The 22,157-nt window shown below is 70.5% G+C and carries 18 protein-coding genes; 14 read left to right on the top strand and 4 right to left on the bottom strand.

Going from position 1 to position 22,157, the window contains the following annotated elements; translation table 11 throughout:
- The first annotated feature begins 36 nt into the window (after nucleotides 1–36).
- The 7 genes from ACG01O_RS19615 (at nucleotide 37) to ACG01O_RS19585 (ending at nucleotide 9,275) form a co-directional block, all read left to right on the top strand.
- Nucleotides 37–777: a FadR/GntR family transcriptional regulator gene (locus ACG01O_RS19615; protein WP_394387100.1), complete on the top strand. Its 741-nt coding sequence runs from the start codon at nucleotides 37–39 to the stop codon at nucleotides 775–777.
- Nucleotides 778–940: 163 nt separating this feature from the next.
- Entirely contained in the window at nucleotides 941–1,852 is a 912-nt protein-coding gene (kdgD, locus tag ACG01O_RS19610) for a 5-dehydro-4-deoxyglucarate dehydratase (protein ID WP_394387099.1), read from the top strand.
- Nucleotides 1,849–3,180: a glucarate dehydratase gene (gene gudD / locus ACG01O_RS19605; protein ID WP_394387098.1), complete on the top strand. Its 1,332-nt coding sequence runs from the start codon at nucleotides 1,849–1,851 to the stop codon at nucleotides 3,178–3,180. Before kdgD ends, gudD begins: the two co-directional genes overlap by 4 nt.
- A 15-nt stretch (nucleotides 3,181–3,195) precedes the next feature.
- Nucleotides 3,196–4,635: an aldehyde dehydrogenase family protein gene (locus tag ACG01O_RS19600; protein ID WP_394387097.1), complete on the top strand. Its 1,440-nt coding sequence runs from the start codon at nucleotides 3,196–3,198 to the stop codon at nucleotides 4,633–4,635.
- Between the two features lie 74 nt (nucleotides 4,636–4,709).
- Nucleotides 4,710–6,089: an MFS transporter gene (locus ACG01O_RS19595; RefSeq protein ID WP_394387096.1), complete on the top strand. Its 1,380-nt coding sequence runs from the start codon at nucleotides 4,710–4,712 to the stop codon at nucleotides 6,087–6,089.
- Between the two features lie 165 nt (nucleotides 6,090–6,254).
- The gene (locus ACG01O_RS19590) at nucleotides 6,255–7,649 is read left to right on the top strand and encodes a metallophosphoesterase family protein (protein ID WP_394387095.1); all 1,395 of its coding nucleotides are present in this window, start codon (nucleotides 6,255–6,257) and stop codon (nucleotides 7,647–7,649) included.
- Between the two features lie 186 nt (nucleotides 7,650–7,835).
- Entirely contained in the window at nucleotides 7,836–9,275 is a 1,440-nt protein-coding gene (locus ACG01O_RS19585; RefSeq protein ID WP_394387094.1) for a S41 family peptidase, read from the top strand.
- Nucleotides 9,276–9,365: 90 nt separating this feature from the next.
- On the opposite strand, the gene ACG01O_RS19580 is transcribed toward ACG01O_RS19585, so the two are convergent.
- Nucleotides 9,366–10,610, bottom strand: coding sequence for an MFS transporter (locus tag ACG01O_RS19580; protein WP_394387093.1), 1,245 nt, complete (start codon nucleotides 10,608–10,610; stop codon nucleotides 9,366–9,368).
- A 74-nt stretch (nucleotides 10,611–10,684) separates the two neighbouring features.
- Between ACG01O_RS19580 and ACG01O_RS19575 the strand changes: the two genes are divergently transcribed.
- From ACG01O_RS19575 to ACG01O_RS19550, 6 genes are read left to right on the top strand one after another with little or no spacing between them, the layout of a single operon-like run.
- Nucleotides 10,685–11,596, top strand: a complete 912-nt coding sequence (locus ACG01O_RS19575) for a LysR family transcriptional regulator (RefSeq protein WP_394387092.1) — start codon at nucleotides 10,685–10,687, stop codon at nucleotides 11,594–11,596.
- A 9-nt stretch (nucleotides 11,597–11,605) separates the two neighbouring features.
- Nucleotides 11,606–12,361, top strand: coding sequence for a HesA/MoeB/ThiF family protein (locus ACG01O_RS19570; RefSeq protein WP_394387091.1), 756 nt, complete (start codon nucleotides 11,606–11,608; stop codon nucleotides 12,359–12,361).
- Nucleotides 12,358–13,320: a GGDEF domain-containing response regulator gene (locus ACG01O_RS19565; protein WP_394387090.1), complete on the top strand. Its 963-nt coding sequence runs from the start codon at nucleotides 12,358–12,360 to the stop codon at nucleotides 13,318–13,320. The genes ACG01O_RS19570 and ACG01O_RS19565 overlap by 4 nt, the downstream gene beginning before the upstream one ends.
- Before the next feature lie 50 nt (nucleotides 13,321–13,370).
- Nucleotides 13,371–14,249 carry an LOG family protein gene (locus tag ACG01O_RS19560; protein WP_394387089.1) on the top strand — a complete coding sequence of 293 codons (879 nt, stop codon included), beginning with the start codon at nucleotides 13,371–13,373 and terminating at the stop codon, nucleotides 14,247–14,249.
- A 5-nt stretch (nucleotides 14,250–14,254) separates the two neighbouring features.
- Nucleotides 14,255–15,175, top strand: a complete 921-nt coding sequence (rocF, locus tag ACG01O_RS19555; protein WP_394387088.1) for an arginase — start codon at nucleotides 14,255–14,257, stop codon at nucleotides 15,173–15,175.
- Entirely contained in the window at nucleotides 15,172–16,137 is a 966-nt protein-coding gene (locus tag ACG01O_RS19550; protein ID WP_394387087.1) for a 2-hydroxyacid dehydrogenase, read from the top strand. The genes rocF and ACG01O_RS19550 overlap by 4 nt, the downstream gene beginning before the upstream one ends.
- A gap of 29 nt (nucleotides 16,138–16,166) precedes the next feature.
- On the opposite strand, the gene cynS is transcribed toward ACG01O_RS19550, so the two are convergent.
- The 3 genes from cynS to ACG01O_RS19535 all read right to left on the bottom strand — a co-directional run bounded on the left by cynS (nucleotide 16,167) and on the right by ACG01O_RS19535 (nucleotide 20,379).
- Nucleotides 16,167–16,610 (bottom strand): cyanase, encoded by a 444-nt coding sequence (cynS, locus tag ACG01O_RS19545; protein WP_394387086.1) that lies wholly within the window; start codon nucleotides 16,608–16,610, stop codon nucleotides 16,167–16,169.
- Between the two features lie 132 nt (nucleotides 16,611–16,742).
- The gene (locus ACG01O_RS19540) at nucleotides 16,743–19,403 is read right to left on the bottom strand and encodes a TonB-dependent receptor (protein ID WP_394387085.1); all 2,661 of its coding nucleotides are present in this window, start codon (nucleotides 19,401–19,403) and stop codon (nucleotides 16,743–16,745) included.
- Nucleotides 19,404–19,566: 163 nt separating this feature from the next.
- Entirely contained in the window at nucleotides 19,567–20,379 is an 813-nt protein-coding gene (locus tag ACG01O_RS19535) for a DUF429 domain-containing protein (RefSeq protein WP_394387084.1), read from the bottom strand.
- A 37-nt stretch (nucleotides 20,380–20,416) separates the two neighbouring features.
- Between ACG01O_RS19535 and ACG01O_RS19530 the strand changes: the two genes are divergently transcribed.
- Nucleotides 20,417–22,129 carry a GGDEF domain-containing protein gene (locus ACG01O_RS19530; protein ID WP_394387083.1) on the top strand — a complete coding sequence of 571 codons (1,713 nt, stop codon included), beginning with the start codon at nucleotides 20,417–20,419 and terminating at the stop codon, nucleotides 22,127–22,129.
- The last annotated feature ends 28 nt before the right edge of the window (nucleotides 22,130–22,157 follow it).

Here is a 22,157-nt window from a genome sequence, read left to right as displayed (position 1 = left end):
GCCTCCCTCACTTCAAAGCCCCGGGAAAACCCGCGAATGCACACCCCCACCCCTCGCCGCCGCCCCCGCACCCTGGCCCTGGAATTGGTCGAATCCCTGGGTGACCGCATCCGCGCCGGCACGCTGCAGGCAGGCGACAAACTGCCCACGGAAGCGGCCATCATGGGTGAGTTCGAGGTGAGCCGCACGGTGGTGCGCGAAGCCATTTCCAAGCTGCAGGCGGCCGGGCTGGTGGAAACGCGGCACGGCATCGGCACCTTCGTGCTGGGCCCGGGCGACGGGCCTTCGTTCAAGATCACCCCGGAGCAGTTCAGCACGCTGCAGGACGTGATTGCCGTGTTGGAACTGCGCATCGGCCTGGAAACCGAGGCCGCCGGCCTGGCCGCCCAACGCCGCACAGCCGACAACCTCACCGCCCTGCGCCAGGCGCTGGATGCGGTGATTGCCGCGGTGGAAGCGGGCCAAGACTCGGTGGCGGCGGACTTCCAGTTCCACCTGGAAATTGCCCGCGCCACGCAGAACAGCCACTTCGTGGACCTGATGGGCACGCTGGGGGCGCAGATCATTCCGCGGGCGCGGCTGGAACCCTCGGTGAACATGGACGCCGAACGCCTGGCCTACATGCGCCGTGTGAATGCCGAGCACGAAAGCATCCTGGACGCCATCACCAGCCAAGACGCCGAATCCGCCCGCGCGGCCATGCGCACCCACCTGAGCAACAGCCGCGAGCGGCGCCGCAGGGCGGCTGAGGCCCCTCGTCCGGCCTCGGTGGGCTGACGGCTCACGCGGCAGCGGCCCAGCGCTCGGCCCGAAAACTCGCGTCGCGGGTTTTCACCCATGCCACTCAACTCACCCACAGTTGTACGATGACCTACAACTTAAAACATCGGCGGCTTTCGGTCGTCGAAGCTCATCCCACCTCTCACCCGGAGACCCGCCCATGTCGCCCCAAGAACTCAAAGCCGTCCTCGAAGCCGGTCTGCTGTCTTTCCCGCTGACCGACTTCGACGCGCAGCTGAATTTCGCCCCCGCCGCCTACGCCGACCGCCTGGAGTGGCTGCAGCCCTACGGCGCCTCGGCGCTGTTCGCGGCCGGCGGCACGGGTGAGTTCTTCTCGCTGGAGCCGGGCGAGTACCGCGAGGTCATCCAGGTCGCGCTGGACACCTGCCGCGGCCGCACGCCCATCCTGGCCGGTGCCGGTGGCGGCACGCGCGTGGCCATTCAATACGCCCAGGAGGCCGAGCGCCTGGGCGCGCAGGGCATCCTGCTACTGCCGCACTACCTGACCGAAGCGAGCCAGGAAGGCCTGATCGCCCACGTGGAAGCCGTGTGCAAGAGCGTGAAGTTCGGCGTGGTCGTCTACAACCGCGGCGCCTGCAAGCTCACGCCGGAAAGCCTGCTGGTGCTGGCCGAGCGCTGCCCCAACCTCATCGGTTTCAAGGACGGCCTGGGCGACATCGAGAAGTTCGTCGCCATCCGCCAAACGCTGGGCGATCGCTTCGCCTACCTGGGCGGCCTGCCCACGGCCGAGGTGTTTGCCGGGGCCTACAAGGCCATGGGCTGCCCGGTCTACTCGTCCGCCGTTTTCAACTTCATTCCCAAAACGGCGATGGAGTTCTACAACGCCCACGCGGCCAATGACACCGCCACGACGGACCGCCTGATCCGCGACTTCTTCCTGCCCTACATCGCCATCCGCAACAAGGCCGAGGGCTACGCGGTCTCCATCGTGAAGGCTGGCGCCACGCTGGTGGGCCACAGCGCCGGCCCGGTGCGCCCGCCGCTGAGCGACCTCAAGCCCGCCGAGGTGGACGCGCTGGGCGCCCTGATCTCCAAGCTGGGGCCGCAATGAGCGCCAGCACGCCGGTCATTCGAGACCTGCGCGTCGTGCCCGTGGCCGGGCGCGACAGCATGCTGCTGAACCTCAGCGGCGCGCACGCGCCGTTCTTCACCCGCAACCTGCTGATCCTGACCGACAGCGCCGGCCGCACCGGCGTGGGCGAAGTGCCCGGCGGCGAAAAGATCCGCCAGACGCTGGACGACGCGCGCACCCTGGTGGTGGGCCAGCCGGTGGGCGCCCACCAAGGCCTGCTGCAAACGATCCAACAAGCCTTTGCCGACCGCGACGCCGGCGGCCGCGGCCTGCAGACGTTTGACCTGCGCACCACCATCCACGCCGTCACGGCCATCGAGTCCGCAATGCTGGACCTGCTGGGCCAGCACCTGGGCGTGCCGGTGGCGGCGCTGTTGGGCGAAGGCCAGCAGCGGGCCTCGGTGGAGATGCTGGGCTACCTGTTCTACGTGGGCGACCGCAACAAAACCGACCTGCCCTACGACAGCGCCCCCGACGCCGACAACGCCTGGTTCCGCCTGCGGCACGAGGTGGCGCTCACGCCCGAAGCCATCGTCAAGCTGGCCGAGGCCGCCCGTGAGCGCTATGGCTTCAACGACTTCAAGTTGAAGGGCGGCGTGCTGCGCGGCGACGAGGAAGTGGACGCCGTGCGAGCACTGCACGAGCGCTTCCCCGAGGCGCGTGTGACGCTGGACCCCAACGGCGGCTGGCTGCTGAAGGACGCCATACGCCTGGGTCAGCAGATGCGCGGCATCGTGGCCTACGCAGAAGACCCCTGCGGCGCGGAAGACGGCTTCTCGGGCCGCGAGGTGATGGCCGAGTTCCGCCGCGCCACCGGCCTGCCCACGGCCACCAACATGGTGGCCACCGACTGGCGCCAGCTCACGCACGCGCTGTCGCTGCAGAGCGTGGACATCCCGCTGGCCGACCCGCACTTCTGGACCCTGGCCGGCAGCGTGCGCGTGGCACAAACCTGCCGCGACTGGGGCCTGACCTGGGGCAGCCACTCCAACAACCACTTCGACGTGTCGCTGGCGATGTTCACGCACGTGGGCGCGGCCGCACCGGGCAAGGTCACGGCCATCGACACGCACTGGATCTGGCAGGACGGCCAGCGCCTCACGAAAGACCCGCTGCAAATCATCGGCGGCCACGTGCAGGTGCCGCAAAAGCCCGGCCTGGGCGTGGAGCTGGACATGGTGGAGGTGGAGAAGGCCCACCAGCTCTACAAGCAACACGGCCTGGGCGCGCGTGACGACGCGACCGCGATGCAGTACCTCCTCCCCGGCTGGCAATTCAACCCCAAGCGGCCCGCACTGGACCGCTGACCCACGGCAGCACGCATGTTCAAAAACCTCATCAACGGCGAGTGGCTGGACGGCCATGGTGTCGCCCGCAACATCAACCCGTCCGACACGCGCGACCTGATCGGCGAGTACGCGCAGGCCGACGCCGCGCAAGCGGAGCTGGCCATCACGGCCGCCACCGCCGCCTTCCCGGCCTGGAGCCTGTCCACGCCGCAGCAGCGCTTCGACATCCTGGACGCCGTGGGCACCGAGATCCTGGCGCGCCGCGCCGAGCTGGGTGACCTGCTGGCGCGCGAGGAAGGCAAGACGCTGCCCGAAGCCATCGGCGAGGTCGTGCGCGCGGGCAACATCTTCAAGTTCTTTGCCGGCGAGGCGCTGCGCCCGGGCGGCGAGAGCCTGCCCTCAGTGCGCCCCGGCGTGGGCGTGGAGGTGACGCGTGAAGCGGTGGGCGTGGTCGGCCTCATCACGCCGTGGAACTTTCCCATCGCCATTCCGGCCTGGAAGATCGCCCCGGCCCTGGCCTGGGGCAACTGCGTGGTGTTCAAGCCGGCCGAGCTGGTGCCGGGCTCGGCCTGGGCGCTGGCCGAGATCCTGTCGCGCAGCGGGCTGCCGGCGGGCGTGTTCAACCTCGTCATGGGCCGCGGCTCGGTGGTGGGCGAGAAGCTGCTGAACGACCCGCGCATCGCCGCAGTCAGCTTCACCGGCTCGGTGGCCACCGGCCAGAAGGTGGCGGCCGCCTGCACGGCGCGCATGGCCAAGTTCCAGCTGGAGATGGGCGGCAAGAACCCCATGGTGGTGCTGGACGACGCCGACCTGGGCGTGGCCGTGAACGCGGCCGTGAACAGCGGCTTCTTCTCCACCGGCCAGCGCTGCACGGCGTCCAGCCGCCTCATCGTGACCGAGGGCATCCACGACCGCTTCGTGGCCGCGATGGTCGAGAAGATGCAGGCGCTGAAGGTGGACGACGCCCGCAAGGCCGGCACCGACATCGGCCCCGTGGTGGACGCCAACCAGCTGGGCCAGGACCTGGACTACATCGGCATCGCCCAGGCCGACGGCGGCCGGCTCGTGCAAGGCGGCCAGCGCCTGGAGCACAACGCCGACGGCGCGCCGGGCTTCTACCTGACGCCGGCCCTCATCACCGACACCACGCCCGACATGCGCATCAACCGCGAGGAGGTGTTCGGCCCCGTGGTGAGCGTGCTGCGCGCCCGCGACTTCGAGCACGCGCTGGCGCTGGCCAACGACACGCCCTTCGGCCTGGCCGCCGGCATTGCCACCACCTCGCTGAAGCACGCGACGCACTTCAAGCGCCACTCGCAGGCTGGCATGGTGATGGTGAACCTGCCCACCGCAGGCGTGGACTACCACGTGCCCTTTGGCGGCCGCAAGGGCAGCAGCTACGGCCCGCGCGAGCAGGGCCGCCACGCCGCCGAGTTCTACACCACCGTCAAGACCGCCTACACGCAAGCCTGAACGGGCTCGCCGACGCTGACTCATCAGGCACCGCGCCGCAGAAAGCCGGGCCTGCCTTCCCTTCGGAGACACCCATGACCACCACCGCCCCCGGCCTGACGCCGGCCACCCCCACGTCCTCGGCCACCGCCGCCGCGGCCCGCACGAAGAAGCGCTTTGCCATCCTGGCCATGCTCTTCGTGGTGACCACCATCAACTACGCGGACCGCGCCACGCTGTCCATCGCCGGCCCGGCGCTGAGCAAGGAGCTCGGCATCGACTCGGTGGCCATGGGCTACATCTTCTCGGCCTTCGGCTGGTCTTACGTGCTGGCCCAGCTGCCCGGCGGCTGGCTGTTGGACCGCTTCGGCTCCAAGCGGGTGTACGCGGCCAGCATCTTCCTGTGGTCGGTGTTCACGCTGGCCCAAGGCGGCATCACGGTGTTCACCGCCACGGCGGGCAGCGCGGTGGTGGCGCTCTTTGCGCTGCGCTTCCTGGTGGGGGCGGCGGAGGCGCCGTCCTTCCCGGCCAACGGCCGCATCGTGGCCAGCTGGTTCCCGGCCAACGAGCGCGGCACGGCCTCGGCCATCTTCAACTCGGCCCAGTACTTCGCCACCGTGCTGTTCGCACCGCTGATGGGCTGGATCACCCACACCTACGGCTGGCCGGCGGTGTTTGTGGTGATGGGCGCGCTGGGCATCGTGCTGAGCGTGGTGTGGCTGAAGGCGGTGTTCACGCCCAAGACGCACCCCAGCGTCAACCAGGCGGAGCTGGACTACATCGCCCAGGGCGGCGCGCTGGTGCACATGGACCAGCCCGGCAACCAGAGCCAGAGCTTTGCGCCGCAAACGCCCAAGCTGCGCTACATCAAGCAGCTGCTGTCCAACCGCATGCTGATGGGCGTGTACGTGGGCCAGTACTGCATCACCACGCTGACGTATTTCTTCCTGACCTGGTTCCCGGTGTACCTCGTCAAGGAGCGCGGCATGTCCATCCTGAACGCCGGCTTCGTGGCGGCCTTGCCGGCCATCTGCGGCTTTGCGGGCGGTGTGCTGGGCGGGTTGATTTCGGATGGCCTGCTGCGCCGGGGCAAGACGTTGACCGTGGCCCGCAAGACGCCCATCGTCATCGGCATGCTGCTGTCCACCAGCATGATCCTGTGCAACTACGTCGAAAGTGCGGCGGTGGTGGTGGCCATCATGTCGCTCGCCTTCTTCGGCAAGGGCGTGGGCGCCCTGGGCTGGGCGGTGGTGTCGGACACCTCGCCCAAGGAGATCTCGGGCCTGTCGGGTGCGCTGTTCAACACCTTCGGCAACACCGCCGGCATCACCACGCCCATCGTCATCGGCTACCTGATCCAGGGCACCGGCTCGTTCAATGCGGCCCTGGTGTTCGTGGCGGCCAATGCGCTGGTGGCCGTGTGCTGCTACCTCTTCGTGGTGGGCGACATCCGCCGCCACGAGCTGAAGCGCTAACGCCAGGCCGTGCGCCGCGCGCAGCCGCGCTGTGGTGATCTGTGGTGATGTGAGGTGCGCACGGACTGGGGCTGAGGCCTTCGGATTTCGCGGGAAGTCGGCAATCTGGCCGCGACACCGCGGCCGGCGTCCGGCTACGCTTGCGTGGCTCACCTGCCCCACACCATGAACCCACGCACCTCCTGGGCTGGGCTGGCCGCTGCGCTTGCGCTGGCGGCCTGCAAAGCCCCCGCGCCGGCCCCCCAGCTGGACCTGGCCGACCACACCGGCCAACTCCAGGCCTGGGTTCAGGCCGTGGCGGGGCCGGCCTGGCAGATCCGCGCCCTGACGGACGAAGCGCGCTGCCCTGACGTGCACGCCGACGGGCAGCTGCTGCCCATGACCGAGCGCAGCGCGCCCGGCGTGGAGCCTCCACCGCCCGGCAACACCCAGCCCGAGCGCACGCCCAGCGAATTCCACCTGCGGGCGTGTGAGGCGGCTTGGCCGGTCGGCGCGGCTCAGGTGCAGGTCGGCCCGGTCACGCTGCGAGCGCCGCGCACCACCCTGCGCCGCATCGTTGTGATGGGTGACACCGGGTGCCGCCTGAAGGCCTCCGAGAACGAGTTCCAGCCCTGCAACGACAGCACCGCCTGGCCGTTCCAGCGCGTGGTGGCGCGGGCGCTGGCGCTGCAGCCCGACCTCGTCGTGCATGTGGGCGACTACCACTACCGCGAAAGCCCCTGCCCGCCCGGGCAGGACGGCTGTGCCGGCAGCCCCTGGGGCTACGGCGACGACGCCTGGCAGGCCGACTTCTTCCGCCCCGCACGCGCGCTGCTGGCCGCCGCGCCCTGGGTGTTCGTGCGCGGCAACCACGAGGCCTGCAACCGCGCGGGCCAAGGCTGGCTGCGCTACCTCGACGCCCAGCCCGGCCCCACGCGCAGCTGCCTGTTGGCGGACGGCAGTGGCGGCAGCGGCCTGAACCCGGGCAACTTCACCGAGCCCTTCGCGGTGCCGCTGTCGCCCCGCAGCCAGCTCATCGTGTTCGACTCGTCCCAGATCGGCACCCGAACACCGCCCAAGGAGTCCCCCGCCTGGACCCGCTGGCGCGCCCAGCTGGACCAGGTGGCCGAGCTGTCGCGCAACACGACGCAGAGCCTGTTCGTGGCCCACCACCCGAGCCTGGCGTACAACCCGTCGGCCCTCGGCGTGCCCACCGCCACGCGCTCCGGCCTCACGCCACTGCTGCAAGACGCGTCCGGCGAGCGGCTCTTTCCCGCCGGCGTGCAGGCCACGCTGCACGGCCACATCCACATCCACGAGCTGCTGGGGTTTTCCACCAACCAACCCGCCAGCCTCGTCATCGGCAACGGCGGCTCGTCGGCCTCGGGCCGGCTGCAGCCCAGCCTGGCCCTGCTCAGCCAGCCCCTGCCCCGCGTGAAGCTGGAGACCTTCCAGAGCCACGCCGAGTTCGGCTTCTCGCTGCTCACCGCCACGCCCGAGGGTTGGCAGATTCAGGCCTACAACACGCTCGGGCAGCCGCTGGGGCTGTGCAAGCTGGCCGGGCAGAAGCTGCGCTGCTGACGGCGCCCGGGCCATGACTTTCGGCCCCTGGCAGGCGTCGTAACGCCCGCGCATTCCGTCACTGCCCCGGCGGAATGAAGGGTTTCCGCAGGGTAAATCGGCCTTCCTGCGCAGAGGCGGCCAGTACACTCGGCGCACCTGCCCCGCAGTTTCGGCAGGGTTTCCGTAGAACACAGGACTCGCCTCATGAGCTCCAAATTGAAAGTCGCCGGTTGGGTTGCCCTCGGCGCCGTCGCGGGTGCACTCACCACGATGCAGCTCCAGGCCAATGCGCGCAGCAGCCTCTCGCCCCTGCCGCTGGATGAAATGCAGCAGCTCGCCGCGGTGTTCGGGCTGGTCAAGAGCGATTACGTCGAACCCGTCGACGAGAAAAAGCTGATCAACGACGCGATCGCCGGCATGGTGTCGGGCCTGGACCCGCACTCCCAGTTCTTCGACAAGAAAACCTTCAAGGAATTCCGCGAAGGCACCACCGGCAAGTTCGTCGGCGTGGGCATCGAAATCGGCATGGAAGACGGGCTGGTCAAGATCGTCTCGCCCATCGAAGGCTCTCCGGCCTTCCGCGCCGGGCTCAAGAGCGGCGACCTCATCACCCGCATCGACGAAACCGCCGTGCGCGGCCTGAGCATCGACCAGGCCGTCAAGAAAATGCGCGGCGAGCCGGCGACCAAGGTCAGCCTCACCATCTACCGCAAGGCCGAAAGCCGCACCTTCCCCGTGACGATCACGCGCGAGGAAATCAAGGTGCAGAGCGTGCGCGCCAAGGTGGTGGAACCCGGCTACGCCTGGATTCGCGTCAGCCAGTTCCAGGACCGCACGGTGGACGACTTCGCCAAGAAGCTCGAAGACATCTACAAGCAGGAGCCCAAGCTCAAGGGCCTGGTGCTGGACCTGCGCAACGACCCGGGCGGCCTGCTGGACGGTGCCATCGCCATCTCGGCGGCCTTCCTGCCCAAGGACGTGGAGGTGGTGTCCACCAACGGCCAGATCGCCGAGTCCAAGGCCACCTACAAGGCCAACCCGGACGACTACCGCCGCCGTGGCGGTGACGACCCGATCAAGCGCCTGCCGGCCGCGTTGAAGAACGTGCCGCTGGTGGTGCTGGTGAACGAAGGCTCGGCCAGCGCCAGCGAAATCGTGGCCGGCGCCCTGCAAGACCACAAGCGCGCCACCATCATGGGCGCGCAGACCTTCGGCAAGGGCTCGGTGCAAACCGTGCGCCAGCTGGGCCCGGAGTCGGCGCTCAAGATCACCACCGCGCGCTACTACACGCCCAGCGGCCGCTCCATCCAGGCCAAGGGCATCGTGCCCGACGTGCTGCTGGACGAAACCGCCGAGGGCAATGTCTTCGCCGCGCTGCGCACCCGCGAAGCCGACCTGGAAAAGCACCTGAACAACGGCCCGGAATCGGAAGAGAACGAAGCCCGCGCCAAGGCCCGCGAGGAAGCCCGCCAGAAGCTGGAAGCTGAAATCGCCAAGCGCAACGAGCCGCTCAAGCCGCTGCCCGAGTTCGGCTCTGCCGAAGACTTCCCGCTGGTCCAGGCCCTGAACCAGCTCAAGGGCCAACCGGTGATCGCCTCCAAGACGGCGGTGGAACGCAAGGCCGAAGCCAAGCCCACGCCGTGATGCATCGCGGCCTTCGGGCCGCAGCCACACCTCCCATGACAAGGGGCTCCACACGGAGCCCCTTTGTTTTTCTGGCGACCGTGACCTACATCAGCCCCGGCGGGCCACTGCCCAGGCGCCCACCGCCGCGGCCGCGCCCAGCGCGGGCACCGCCCGCCAGCCCGCATGGGCCAGAAAGAAGCTGCCCGCCGCCGCGCCGCTGGCCATGCCCGCGAACATGCTGCTCACCAAGATGGCGTTGAGCCGGCTGCGGGAGGCCGGGTCCAGGCTGTACACCACGCTCTGGTGCGACACCAACGCCGCCTGCACGCCCAGGTCGAACACCACCGCCACCACCGCGAGCAACACCAGCGAAGCCGGCGCCAGCGCCTGCACCGTGAACGACGCCGCCACCAGCACCGCCGCCGCGCGGATCACCGCCTGCGGGCCGCGCCGGTCGGCCAGCCCACCGGCCAAGGGCGCTGCCAAGGCGCCTGCCGCGCCGGCCAGGCCGAAGGCGCCGGCCACCGCACTGCCCTGGCCGAACTCCGGCCCCGCCAGCACCAGGGCCAGCGTGGACCAGAACGCGCTGAACGCCACCGACAGCAGGCCCTGCGCTACCGCCGCCCGGCGCAGCGCCGCATGCTGCCGCCACAGCGCGCCCATGGACCACAGCAACTGCCCGTAAGGCGCCTGCGTGGCCGGCACGAAGCGCGGCAGGCGCCGCACCAGCAGCGGAATCAACAGCGCCACGGCCACGGCGGCAGCGCCGTACACCGCGCGCCAACCCACCCAGGCCGCCAGCGCGCCGGCCGCCACGCGCGACAGCAAGATGCCCAGCAGCAGGCCCGTCATCACCTGCCCCACCCGCCGGCCGCGCTCGGCTTCCGGTGCCAAGGTGGCGGCGGCGGGCACCAGGTCTTGCGCCAGCGTGGCCGTGAGGCCAATGGCCACGCACGCCAGGCTCAATGCCCCCAGCCCGGGCGCCAGGGCGGCAAACAGCAAGGCCGCCACCAGGGCGCAGGCTTTCACCAGGATGATGCGGCGCCGGTCGATCCGGTCGCCCAGCGGCGACAGCAGCAGGATGGCCCCGCCATAACCCAGCTGCGTCAGCGTGGGCAGCACCCCGATGGCGCCACTGCCCACGCCAAACTGCGTGGCCAGCAAGCCCAGCAAGGGCTGCACGTAATAGATGGAGGCCACGGCCAGCCCGGTGGCGGTGGCCAGGAGCCAGGTCAGGGCCGGCGTCAGCGCCGGGGTCGGCTGGGCCGACGTGGAAGAAACAGTGGACGTCACGGAGGCAGGTACAGGAGAAGGCGCGCTCGCTTGGGGCGGCGCATCAGGCACAGGAGTCATCGGGGCGGCAGTGTGGCGGGTGGCCAATGCCCCTGCTAGACGCATCGGGCGACTGACTGCCATACGCTTGGCGCATGGCCCAACCGTCTGACCGCCTGCTGCTGATGCAGACCTTCATCCGCATCGTCGAAGCCGGCAGCCTGTCGGCCGCCGCGCGGCAACTGGGCACCACGCAGCCCACGGTCAGCCGGCGGTTGCAGGCGCTGGAGCAGCAATTCGGCCAGCCGCTCATCCAGCGCTCCACCCACGCGCTGCGGCTGACGGACATTGGCGAGCGGGCGCTGGCCCGGGCCAAGGCGCTGGCCGCCGAGTGGGAGGAGTTCGAGCATTCGCTGCGGGCCGAACCCGCCCGGCCCGAAGGCCTGCTGCGCGTGCAGGTGCCACATGCCTTCGGGCAGGAGCACCTGATTGCGCCGCTGGTGCGCGCGCTGAAGGACGCGCCGGGCCTGCGGGTGGACTGGCTGCTGAATGACGCCCTGCCCAACTTCATCGAGCAGGGGCTGGACTGCGCGATCCGCGTGGGCGGCCAGGCCGAGGGCGCGGTGGTGGCGATTCCGCTGGCGCGCGTGCCCCGGGTGCTGGTGGCCTCGCCCGAGTTGCTGGCCGGCCGCACGCTGGCCGAGCCCGACGACCTGGCCGACCTGCCCTGGATTGCGATTTCCACCTTCTACCGCCACGAACTGCACCTGGCGCGCGACGACGGCGTGCGCCAGCGCCTGGCCATCCGGCCCGTGCTGGCCACCGACAGCCTCTACGCCACCCGCGAGGCCGCGCGGCTGGGGCTGGGCGCGGCGCTGGTGTCGGGCTGGTCGGTGCGGCAAGACATTGCCGAGGGGCGCCTGGTGCACCTGCTGCCGCGCTGGCGCGGGCCGGACCTGCCCGTGCACCTGCTGTACCCCAACCCGCCCGCCCCCACCGCGCGCTTGCGGTATTTCATCGAGGCGATGCGGCGCAGCATGTGCGAGCCGCTCTGGCCGGATATCTAATCTCGCCCCATGAACGACGACGACCTGCTGCGCTACTCGCGCCACCTGCTGCTGGACGAGATCGGCATCGAAGGCCAGCAGCGCCTGCTGGACAGCCATGCGCTGGTGATCGGCGCGGGCGGCCTGGGCTCGCCGGTGGCGCTGTACCTGGCCTCGGCCGGCGTCGGGCAGATCACGCTGGTGGACCACGACACCGTGTCGCTGACCAACCTGCAACGCCAGATCGCGCACGACATGGCCAGCCTGGACCGGCTCAAGGTCGACTCTGCCGCCGCGCGCATGGCGGCGCTGAACCCGGCCGTGCGCGTGCACACCCATGCCCAGCGTGCGGACGACGCCCTGCTGGCGCAGCTCGTGCCGGCGGCCGATGTGGTGATCGACTGCACCGACAACTTCGCCACCCGCCACCGCGTGAATGCCGCCTGCGTGCAGCACGGCAAGCCGCTGGTGTCGGGTGCGGCCATTGGCTTTGACGGCCAGATCAGCGTGTACGACAGCCGCGGCGGCCGGCACCCTTGCTATGCCTGCCTGTTCCCGCCGGAATCGGGCTTTGAAGACGCGGCCTGCTCCACCATGGGCGTGTTCGCGCCGCTGGTGGGCATCGTGGGCAGTGTGCAGGCCGCCGAGGCCCTGAAGCTGCTGGCCGGCATTGGCGAGCCCCTGGCTGGGCGACTGCTGATGTTGGATGGCCGGCGCATGCAGTGGAGCGAAATCGCCCTGCAACGCGACCCGTCTTGTGCCCTGTGTTCCCATCCCCAACCATGAGCCTCAACCCCGAACAACGCCTGCGCATCCTGGTGGTGGATGACGACGAGAGCGTGCGCGGCAGCGTCGCTTACGTGCTCGACCAACTCGGCCACCAGGTCATCGAAGCGTCCAGCGCCGCCTGGGCGCTGGAGTTGTTCGACCGGCACCAGCCGCACGTGGTGCTGAGCGACGTGGTGATGCCGGGTGAAGACGGCTACTGGCTGGCCCGGCAGCTCCGCGCGCGCGAAGCCGCGCAAGAGGGCTGGACGCCGGTGATCTTCATGTCCACCGTGTCGGAGGCGACGCGCGTGGCCGAGGGCATCGCCGCCGGCGGTGACGACTACCTCACCAAGCCCGTGCACCCCGTGGTGCTGGAAGCCAAGCTGCACGCCATGGAACGGCTGCGCGCCATGCGGGCGCAGCTGCTGGCCCTGACGCAGGAGCTGCACCTCGCCAACCTCGAGCTCAAGCGCCAGGCCTCGCACGACGCCCTCACCGGCCTGCTCAACCGCCGCGGGCTGGACGACCACCTCGACGAAGCGCTGCGCCTGTGCGCCCGCATGCGCAGCCCGCTGACGCTGGTGCTGTGCGATGTGGACTTCTTCAAGCGCTACAACGACACCCTGGGCCACAGCGCGGGTGACGACTGCCTGCGCCAGGTGGGCACCTTGCTGCGCCAGGTGGCGCGCCGGCCGCTGGACTCGGTCGCCCGCTTCGGGGGCGAAGAGTTCGCGCTCATCCTGCCCGACACGCCCCGCTCCGGCGCGCGCATGCTGGCCCAGGCCATCACCCGCGTGTTCCAGGGCGCAGCGCTGCCCCACCCGGCGTCGGACGTGGCGACCCACATCACACTGTCGGGCGGCCTGGTCACCTGCGACCCGGGCGAAACCGCCGACGCCGGCACGCTGCTGGCGCGGGCCGACGAACTGCTCTACCGCGCCAAGACCCTGGGCCGCAACCAGTTCGTCGGGCCCTGAGAGGTTTCGGGTTGAGTGACACTCTCGCCCGCTCGAAGTTTTCCGCTGCCATGAATTCACGCGACACCCACCCGCAACGCAACTTCCCGTCCGCCAAGGACGAATGCGCCACGCTCGCCCCGCACCCCAGCTACGACCGCCCGGGCAGCGCCTACGAGCTGGCGTTCAAGGACGAGAGCTTCCTGCTGCGGGACGACATGCGGCCCATCCGGCTGCAGCTGGAGCTGCTCAAGCCCGAAAAGCTGCTGGACGAGCAAGGCGTGCACGCCACCATCGTGATGTTCGGCAGCGCCCGCATCCTGCCGGAGGACACGGCCCGCACGCGGCTGGCGGCGGCGGAGGCTGACGGCGACCCGGGTGCCATCGCCCGCGCCCGCGGCCAGCTGGCCATGAGCCGCTACTACGAAGAAGCCCGCCGCTTCGCGCAGATCGCCACGCAGGCCTGCGCCGACCGCGGCCGCCCCATCGTCATCGCCACCGGCGGCGGGCCGGGCGTGATGGAAGCCGGCAACCGTGGTGCCTATGAGGTGGGCGGCAAGAGCGTGGGCCTGAACATCGTGCTGCCGCACGAGCAGTACCCGAACCCGTACATCACGCCGGAGCTGTGCTTTCGCTTCCACTACTTCGGCCTGCGCAAGATGCACTTCCTGATGCGCTCCATCGCGCTGGTGTGCTTCCCCGGCGGCTACGGCACGCTGGACGAACTCTTCGAGACGCTCACGCTGATCCAGACCGGCAAAAGCCGCCGCCGCCCCATCCTGCTGTTCGGGCGCGACTTCTGGACCCGCCTCATCAACATCGACCTGCTGCTGGAGACCGGCATGATCAGCCCGGGCGACGAGCAGCTCTTCCAGTACGTGGAGACGGCCGAGGAAGCCTGGGCCGTGCTGTCGCAACAACCTGAACTTGCCGCGTCTGCGGGCGCCTGACCACCATGACCCAACTTCGCAATGTTTCCCTGATCGGCGCCCCCACCGACATCGGCGCCGGCGCCCGCGGTGCCAGCATGGGCCCCGAGGCCATGCGCGTGGCCGGCCTGGCCGAAGCCCTGCGCGCCCGTGGTGTGGACGTGGTGGACCGCGGCAACCTCAGCGGCCCGGCCAACCCCTGGCTGCCGCCGGTGGACGGCTACCGCCACCTCAACGAAGTGGTGGCCTGGAACCAGGCCGTGCACGACGCCGTGTACGCCGAGCTCAAGACCGGCCGCATGCCCATGCTGCTGGGCGGCGACCACTGCCTGGGCCTGGGCTCCATCAGCGCCGTGGCCCGCCACTGCCGCGATGTCGGCAAGAAGCTGCGCGTGCTGTGGCTGGACGCCCATGCCGACTTCAACACCAGCGCCCTCACCCCCAGCGGCAACATCCACGGCATGCCGGTGGCGTGCCTGTCCGGCTTCGGCCCCAAGGAGCTGATCGAGATCGGCGGCCACGTGCCGGCCATCAGCCCGAAGTGGGTGCGCCAGATCGGCATCCGCAGCGTCGACGAAGGCGAGCGCCGCTTCGTGCACGAGCAAGACCTGGAAGTGTTCGACATGCGCTTCATCGACGAGATGGGCATGCGCCACACCATGGAGCTGGCCCTGGCCACGCTGGACGACAACACCCACCTGCACGTGAGCTTCGACGTCGACTTCCTCGACCCCGTGATGGCGCCCGGCGTGGGCACCACCGTCAACGGCGGCCCCACCTACCGCGAAGCCCACCTGTGCATGGAAATGATCCACGACACCGGCCGCATGGCATCCATGGACCTGATGGAGCTGAACCCCGCGCTGGACGTGAAGAACCAGACCGCGCTGGTGGCGCTGGACCTGATCGAAAGCCTGTTCGGCAAGAGCACGCTGATGCGCAAGTGAGCGGCGCGCACGGCGTGACCCGCCCCGTGCTGCCCTTCGTGGCCCAGGCCGATGCAGACAGCACCGCGGCCTGGGTGGCCGCCCTGCAGCGCGCCATGCCGCAGGAGCGCGTGCAACCGCTGGCCGCGCTGAGTGCCGAGGCCCGACGCGACTGCCGCGTGGCCATCGTGGCCAACCCCCACCCCGACGACCTGCGCACCCTGCCCGCGCTGCACTGGGTGCACAGCGTCTGGGCCGGCGTGGAGCGGTTGATGACCGACCTGGCCGACACCCGCCTGCACATCGTGCGCCTGGTGGACCCGCAACTCGCCCAGACCATGGCCGAGGCCGTGCTGGCCTGGACGCTGTACCTGCACCGCGACATGCCAACCTACGCCCGGCTGCAACGCGAGGCCCGCTGGCAGCCGCTGCCCGCCGTGCGCGCGCAGCACCGCACCGTGGGCCTGCTGGGCCTCGGCGCGCTCGGCGCGGCCGCGGCGGCGGCCCTGCGCCAGGCGGGCTTCCCGGTGCTGGGCTGGAGCCGCACGCCCAAGGCCCTGCCCGGCGTGCACAGCCACCACGGCGACGACGGGCTCGATGCGCTGCTGGCCCAGGCCGATGTGCTCGTGTGCCTGCTGCCGCTGACGCCCGACACGCGGGGGCTGCTGAACGCGGCGCGGCTGCAGCGCCTGCGGCCGGGCGCCTCGCTCATCAACTTCGCCCGCGGCGCCCTGGTGGACGACGCCGCGCTGCGCGATGCGCTGGACACCGGGCACCTGCGCCACGCCGTGCTGGACGTGTTCGCCACCGAACCCCTGCCCGCCAGCAGCTGGCACTGGGCACACCCCGCCGTGACCGTGCTGCCGCACATCTCCGCCCCCACCGACCGCGAGAGCGCCTCGGCCCTGGTGGCGGCGCATGTGGCCCAGTACCGCGCCACCGGCGAACTGCCGGCGGGGGTGGACCGCCAACGCGGCTACTGACGCCCACGCCGGCTGCGCGCCGCGCGCACTCAATAGGTCTTGTACGGCAGGAACTTGCCGCTCATGGTGATGCTGACGCGATCGCCCTTGGGGTCGGGCTCGCGCTGCAGGTCCATCTTGAAGTCGATGGCGCTCATGATCCCGTCGCCGAACTCTTCATGGATGAGTTCCTTGAAGGTGCTGCCGTACACGCTGATGAGTTCGTAGAAGCGGTAGATCAGCGGGTCGGTGGGCACGGCGGTGGGCAGGCTGCCTTTGTAGGGCACCACCTGCAGCCAGCGCGCCTCGGCCTCGGTCAACCCGAAGAGGCGTGCCAGCACGGCGGCCTGCTCGGCGGTGAAGGTCATCTGGCCCAGGCAGCCGGCGGTGACCCACTCTTTGCTCAGGCCGACCGCGGCGGCCACATCGGCCCATTTCAGGCCTTGGGCGACTTTGGTGGCGATGATTTTTTCGGTGACGGCGAGACGGCTCATGCAGGGCTCCGGCAGTTGAGGGCAGCCCGCACCGCCGCAGTGCGCGCGCCGCCCGAAGCGGTGCGCCCGCGAGTGCCGCGTGGGGCTCTCAGCCGGTGTGCAATCGCCATGCCACCGGCGCCCGCCTCTCGCTCAGAAGCGCCAGCTCGCGCCCACCGTGAGGTAGCGGCCTACCGCGCCTTCCTGATGCAGCGACGGGTTGTAATGCGCACCGCCGGACGACACGCCACCGCCCGACGAGCCCGACGCAAACGCGTCCACCGGCGCAGCGCGGTCGAACAGGTTGGCCACCGACGCCCGCAGGCTCAAGCCCGGCGTGACCTGCCAGCTGGCGTTGAGGTTGACCGTGGTGAACGAGGGCACGCGGCACAGCGGCGAGCCGCCCGCTGGCAGGCCGTTCGGGAACACGGTGGACAGGGCCGAGGCGCAGTCGGGCAGGTTGTAGCTGGTGTCTTGCACCTTCATGCCGCTGATGTAGTTCAGCGTGCCGTTGAGCTCCACCGGCCCGCGGGCCCAGGCCAGGCCCAGCGAGGCCCGGTCGCGCGGCGTGCCGGTGTTGGTGGACACGAAGCTCGGGCCGTGCGTGCCGGCCATCTCGTACACCTGGCCCGGGCCGCGGTCGATGGTGTAGCGAATCATGTGCGACCACTGCAGCTGCGGCATGAACTGGCCCCAGCCGCCGGCGTCCAGCTTCATGCGCAGGTCCACGTCCACACCGCTGGTGCGGGCACTGCCCAGGTTGATGAAGGGGTAGGTGCCGTAGAGGATGGTGTCGTCGGGCCCGGTGGGCGCGGCGTTCGGCGTGGTGGGGCTGTTCACGCGGTAGAGCTGGGTGCCGTAGGCCTCCGGCGTGTCGATCTGGCCCTGGCCGAACAGGCCCACCGAAACGATCTGGTTGCGGATCTTGATGTCGTAGTAGTCCACCGACACGTTCAGGGTCGGCAGCGGCTCGAACACGAAGCCCAGCGTCATGCTGCGCGACTTCTCCGGCCGCAGGTTCTTGCCCGGCAGCTGCAACTGCGTGCCGCCCACGCCGATGTCGCAGGGCTGGCCGGGCTTCACGAGATTGCACAGCGCCGTGTCCACCAGCGGCGGCAGGTAGCCGGCACTGGACCCGCTGGTGCCGATCTCCACCGGGTTGGGGGCGCGGAAGCCCCCGGCATAGGTGCCGCGCAGCGTCAGTTCCTTGACCGGCACGTACTTGGCACCCACCTTGGGCGTGACGGACGAACCGTAGGTGTCGTAGTGGTCAATGCGCGCGGCGGCGTCCACCTCCAGCTGTTTCGTGAGCGGGGCGGCCAGCTCCACGTAGGCGGCCGAGATGGTCTGCTTGCCCACGCCGAACGCGTAGATGTTGCTGGCCTGGGCGCCGGTGGCGAAGCCGTCCGGGAAGTGCTCGTCCAGCGAGCGCTTCGTGAACTCCAGGCCCGTGCCGAGCGCGAGGTTGCCACCACCCAACTTCATCAGGTCGCGGCTGGCGCGCAGCGAGATGAAATTCAAGGTGTTGGTGGACGTGGAGCGGCCCTCCGGCGTGAGGCTGGCCAACACGGCGGCCGGGTTGTTGGCGCCGATGACGTATTTGCCGCTGTTGAGCGCCGCCTGCAGCGCCGGCAGGCTGATGAAGTTCTTGAGCGTCAGCTCGGTGGCCACGCGCGTGAGGCCCAGCGTGGCCTGCACATCCCAGCCGGCCACGCCGCCCGACACCTCGGCCACCAAGCGCTGCGACTGGGTCGACGTTTGCGATCGCTGGGCCGGCAGGTCGCCGAACTCGTTGTCCACCGGGCTGCCCGTGGCCGGGTCGATCACGTTGGTGCCGTTCAACGCCGTGGGCTGCGGCACCGGGTGCGCCGGGCTGAAGTTGAACGTGGTGATGCCACCCGCCGGCGACACCCAGTTCAGCAGCCCGACCTGCGTGGCCCGGCTGCCCAGCACGGAGGCCGAGACCGCCAGCGTCCAGTCCTGCGGCAACAGGGCCGTGACCTTGCCGAGCAGGCTGTAGGTGCGCGTTTGCGGCGCCACCTGCAACTCGGGGTTGGCCACCAGGCCCAGGTCTTCGCCGCCGTAGCGCGTCCAGTCCGACCCGCCCAGCGCCGGCCGGTCGCTCAGCAGCACCGCGCCCTGGCGCCGAAAGCCGGCGCTCACGTACGCCGCCACGCCGTCGCGCGTGAGGTCGCCAAAGCCGCGAATGCCCGACACCTTCACCATGCGCCCGTCGCCGCGCGACGCACGGCCCACCTCGGCCTGCAGCACCGTGCCTTCGTGGCTGCGCTTGAGGATGACGTTCACCACGCCGGCCATCGCGTCCGAGCCGTAGATGGCCGAGGCGCCGTCCTTCAGCACCTCCACGCGCTCCACGGCCTCGACCGGAATGGACGCGATGTCCACGAAATCGCGCTGGCCGTCGTCCGGCAGCGGGTACGACGCCATGCGGTGGCCGTCGATCAGCACCAGCGTGGCCCCCACGGTCAGCCCGCGCAGCGAGATGCCGCTGCCCCCCGCACCAAAGGCCCCGGGCGTGGCCTGGCCCAGCGAGCCCATGTTGTTGGCCGACAGGTGCTGCAGCACCTCGCCGAGCGTGCTGTAGCCGGTGCGGGCGATGTCGGCCGCGGTGAGGTTTTGCACCGGGCTGGGCGTCTCGGCGCTGGCGCGGCGGATGTTGGAGCCGGTGACCGTGACCCGCCCCAGCGCCGCAGCCGGTGCGTCCGGCGACGCCTGGGCCCACGCGGCGGGCGGCACCGCGCTCAACAACGCGGTCAGCAGAGACAGGCGGGGCAGGCAGCGGGTCAGGTTCACGGTGGGGCACCTCGGCAGGTCGGGTTGGCGGCAGGCCGGTCGGCATGCCAAACCGGCGATTCTGGGATCAGCAAGATCCGCACCCGCACCGCCAGCCCCAAAAAGTGTCGCCCGCGTCGGCTGTGGGCAACGCCCGCCCCGCCCGCTCCCCCGCCCGTCCCGGTCAGGCGCTGACGATCCAGCCCTCCAGCGGGTCGGCCCCCTCCGGCCAGCCGAAGCGCGGCTGCGTGCTGGCCCAGGCGGCCTGCAGCAGCGCCAGCACCGCGTCCAGGCTGTCGCCGCTGGCGTCGGCCACCAGGTCGTCGCGTTGGGCGTGGCTGAGCTTCAGGCGCAGGCCCAGCCGCGTGCGGCCCTGCTCCAGCGCGTCCACCATGTCTTTGCGCGCAATGAGCCGCTCGGTCGTCTGCGCGGCCTTGGTGTCGCTCTTGTACGAGCGCCGGCCGATGAGCTCCCGCGCCAGCAACCCCGGGTAGGCCTCCAGCGCCACGCGGTCGCCACCGGCCGCTTGGTGCCCCGGCAGCCACACGCCCGCCGCCAGCAGGCGCGGCACGCCGGCATGCAGCATGTAGGCCACCGGCGGGTTCACCCACTTCATGCTGGGGCTGGCGTTGGCGGGGCCGTCGCACACGCGATGGGCGAACTTGGAACCCACCGGCCGCGCATCACAAAACGCGGCGAACTGCGTGCGGATCTCGTCGCGGCTGAGCGCGGCGTAGTGCGCCATCAAGGCCGCATGGTCCAGGGGCCAGCCCAGCGTCTGCACCAACTCGCGCGGCAGGCCGAACGGCAGGTCGAACCCGCCCACCCACGGCCCCGGCGTGGCCAGCCACTCTGAAAACGCCTCCAGGCTCAACAGCGACTGCAACCCAGCCAGCCGCACCACCGCACCCTGGCGTTCGCCCCGGGCCACGCGAATGGGTTTGGCCGCACGCGGGGCACTGGTGAAATCGATACCAAAAAGCAGGGCTTGCGTCATGGCGCCGATTTTCAGGCTGTGCACAATGGCCCGGCCCATGCACGACTTGCCCGCTTCGTTCACAGCAGCGGCCCCCGCCCTCCCTCCCGCGGCGGCCGCCCAGAACCCAGGCCCCCTCGACCTGGCGCGTCAACAGGCCGCCTGTGGTGACTACCAAGCCGCGTGCGACACGCTGCAGGCCCTGGTGCTGCAAGCGCCTGCCGACGACCTCGCCACGCGCTGCGCGGCCCTGGCCCAGCTGGCCCACCACAGCCCCCGGCTCGGGCGCCTCACCGCCAGCGCGCGCAGCGCCGCCGAAGCCCTGGCCCTGGCCGAGCGACTGGGCCATGCCGGCCTGCGGGCCGATGCCCTGACCAGCCAGAGCTACGTGTACAGCCAACTGCTCATGGGCCGCGAAGGGCTGGAAGCCGCCGTGAAGGCCCTGGCGGCCGCACGCCAGGCCAGCGACCCGGAGCGCGAAGGCTGGGCCTTGAACCGCGTGGGCGTGGCCTACGCCAGCCTGGAGAACCCGGCGCAGGCCTGCACGTCCACCGAGCAAGCCCTGGAGGTGGCGGCAGCCAGCGGCTCGGCCGAGCTGCGCTTCTCGTGCCACAACAACCTCGCTTACTACTGGCTGCGCCGGGTGGACGACGCCGAGGAGCGCCAGCAGGCCACTGCCGCGGCCGAGGCTGCCGCCCAAGCCCGCCGCACTGCGGAAGACGCCGTGGCCCTGGCCCGTCGGTCGGACAGCCCCTTCCAGGTCGCCGTGGCGCTGTCCAACCTCGTGAATGCACTGCTGGCAGGCGGCCAGCTCAGTGCGGTGCAGCCGTTGATCGAAGAATTCGGCCAGCTGGCCCACCGGCATGGCTACCGCCCGCTGGCGCTGGAGTCCGACGTGCAGCGCGCCGTGCTGCTGCGGCTGCAAGGCCATGCCACCGAGGCGGTGACGCAATTGCAGCAGTTGCTGCACGCCGCCACCGAGCCCCCGCCCAAGCTGCGCCGGCTGCTGGTGCGCCACCTCTACGAAACCTGCCGGGCCACAGCCGAGTACCGCGAGGCCCTGGGCTGGCTGGAGGACCTGGTGGCGCTGGACCGCCAGATCACGCGCGACAACCTCGTGCTGCAAACCGAGGTGATCCTGATCCGCGACCAGGTGCAGCAGGCCCGCGCCCGCGCGGACAGCGCGCTGGCCGATGCCCGGCGCGAGCGCGCCCGCGCGGCGCACCTGGAGAGCGAGCAGCAACGCCTGCGCGAACAGGCCAAGGCCCTGGACCGCGCTGCCCACGAGGACGTGCTCACCGGCCTGCACAACCGCCGCCATGCCGAGTTCGCCCTGCCCCTGCTGGTGGAAGGCGCACGCGTGTCCGGCCAAGTGCTCAGCGTGGCCGCGCTAGACGTGGACCACTTCAAGCAGATCAACGACACCTACGGCCACGGCGTGGGCGACGTGGTGCTGCAACACCTGGCCCAGCTGTTGCGCCACCGGCTGCGCAGCGCCGACCTGCTGGCCCGCATCGGCGGCGAAGAGTTCGTGGCCGTGCTGGTGAACTGCACCCCCACCAAGGCCGCCGAAATCTGTGAACGCCTGCGGCTGGCCGTGGCCGAGCACGACTGGGCCGCCATTGCCCCCGGGCTCAGCGTGCGCATCAGCATCGGCATCGCCGGTGGTGCCCCGCAGGTGCTGGCCCGCAGCGACGACCTGCTGCAACGCGCCGACCGCGCGCTCTACGCCGCCAAGCACGGCGGACGCAACCGGGTGCACGTGGACTGAGCCCGCCCGCCCCCTGGATCCGAACCCA

The organism is Pelomonas baiyunensis, from assembly GCF_043555935.1.
In the GTDB taxonomy this organism is placed as follows: Bacteria; Pseudomonadota; Gammaproteobacteria; order Burkholderiales; family Burkholderiaceae_C; genus Pelomonas; species Pelomonas baiyunensis.
This window is presented reverse-complemented; position numbering and strand designations above follow the sequence as displayed.

Bases quoted from the DNA above. Each gene is read 5' to 3' on its own strand.
- cynS (WP_394387086.1), bottom strand. From the start codon at position 16,610: ATGAGCCGTCTCGCCGTCACCGAAAAAATCATCGCCACCAAAGTCGCC.
- ACG01O_RS19590 (WP_394387095.1), top strand. From the start codon at position 6,255: ATGAACCCACGCACCTCCTGGGCTGGGCTGGCCGCTGCGCTTGCGCTG.
- ACG01O_RS19585 (WP_394387094.1), top strand. From the start codon at position 7,836: ATGAGCTCCAAATTGAAAGTCGCCGGTTGGGTTGCCCTCGGCGCCGTC.
- ACG01O_RS19615 (WP_394387100.1), top strand. From the start codon at position 37: ATGCACACCCCCACCCCTCGCCGCCGCCCCCGCACCCTGGCCCTGGAA.
- ACG01O_RS19575 (WP_394387092.1), top strand. From the start codon at position 10,685: ATGGCCCAACCGTCTGACCGCCTGCTGCTGATGCAGACCTTCATCCGC.
- ACG01O_RS19600 (WP_394387097.1), top strand. From the start codon at position 3,196: ATGTTCAAAAACCTCATCAACGGCGAGTGGCTGGACGGCCATGGTGTC.
- kdgD (WP_394387099.1), top strand. From the start codon at position 941: ATGTCGCCCCAAGAACTCAAAGCCGTCCTCGAAGCCGGTCTGCTGTCT.
- ACG01O_RS19530 (WP_394387083.1), top strand. From the start codon at position 20,417: ATGCACGACTTGCCCGCTTCGTTCACAGCAGCGGCCCCCGCCCTCCCT.
- ACG01O_RS19570 (WP_394387091.1), top strand. From the start codon at position 11,606: ATGAACGACGACGACCTGCTGCGCTACTCGCGCCACCTGCTGCTGGAC.
- rocF (WP_394387088.1), top strand. From the start codon at position 14,255: ATGACCCAACTTCGCAATGTTTCCCTGATCGGCGCCCCCACCGACATC.
- ACG01O_RS19560 (WP_394387089.1), top strand. From the start codon at position 13,371: ATGAATTCACGCGACACCCACCCGCAACGCAACTTCCCGTCCGCCAAG.
- gudD (WP_394387098.1), top strand. From the start codon at position 1,849: ATGAGCGCCAGCACGCCGGTCATTCGAGACCTGCGCGTCGTGCCCGTG.
- ACG01O_RS19565 (WP_394387090.1), top strand. From the start codon at position 12,358: ATGAGCCTCAACCCCGAACAACGCCTGCGCATCCTGGTGGTGGATGAC.
- ACG01O_RS19580 (WP_394387093.1), bottom strand. From the start codon at position 10,610: ATGACTCCTGTGCCTGATGCGCCGCCCCAAGCGAGCGCGCCTTCTCCT.
- ACG01O_RS19535 (WP_394387084.1), bottom strand. From the start codon at position 20,379: ATGACGCAAGCCCTGCTTTTTGGTATCGATTTCACCAGTGCCCCGCGT.
- ACG01O_RS19595 (WP_394387096.1), top strand. From the start codon at position 4,710: ATGACCACCACCGCCCCCGGCCTGACGCCGGCCACCCCCACGTCCTCG.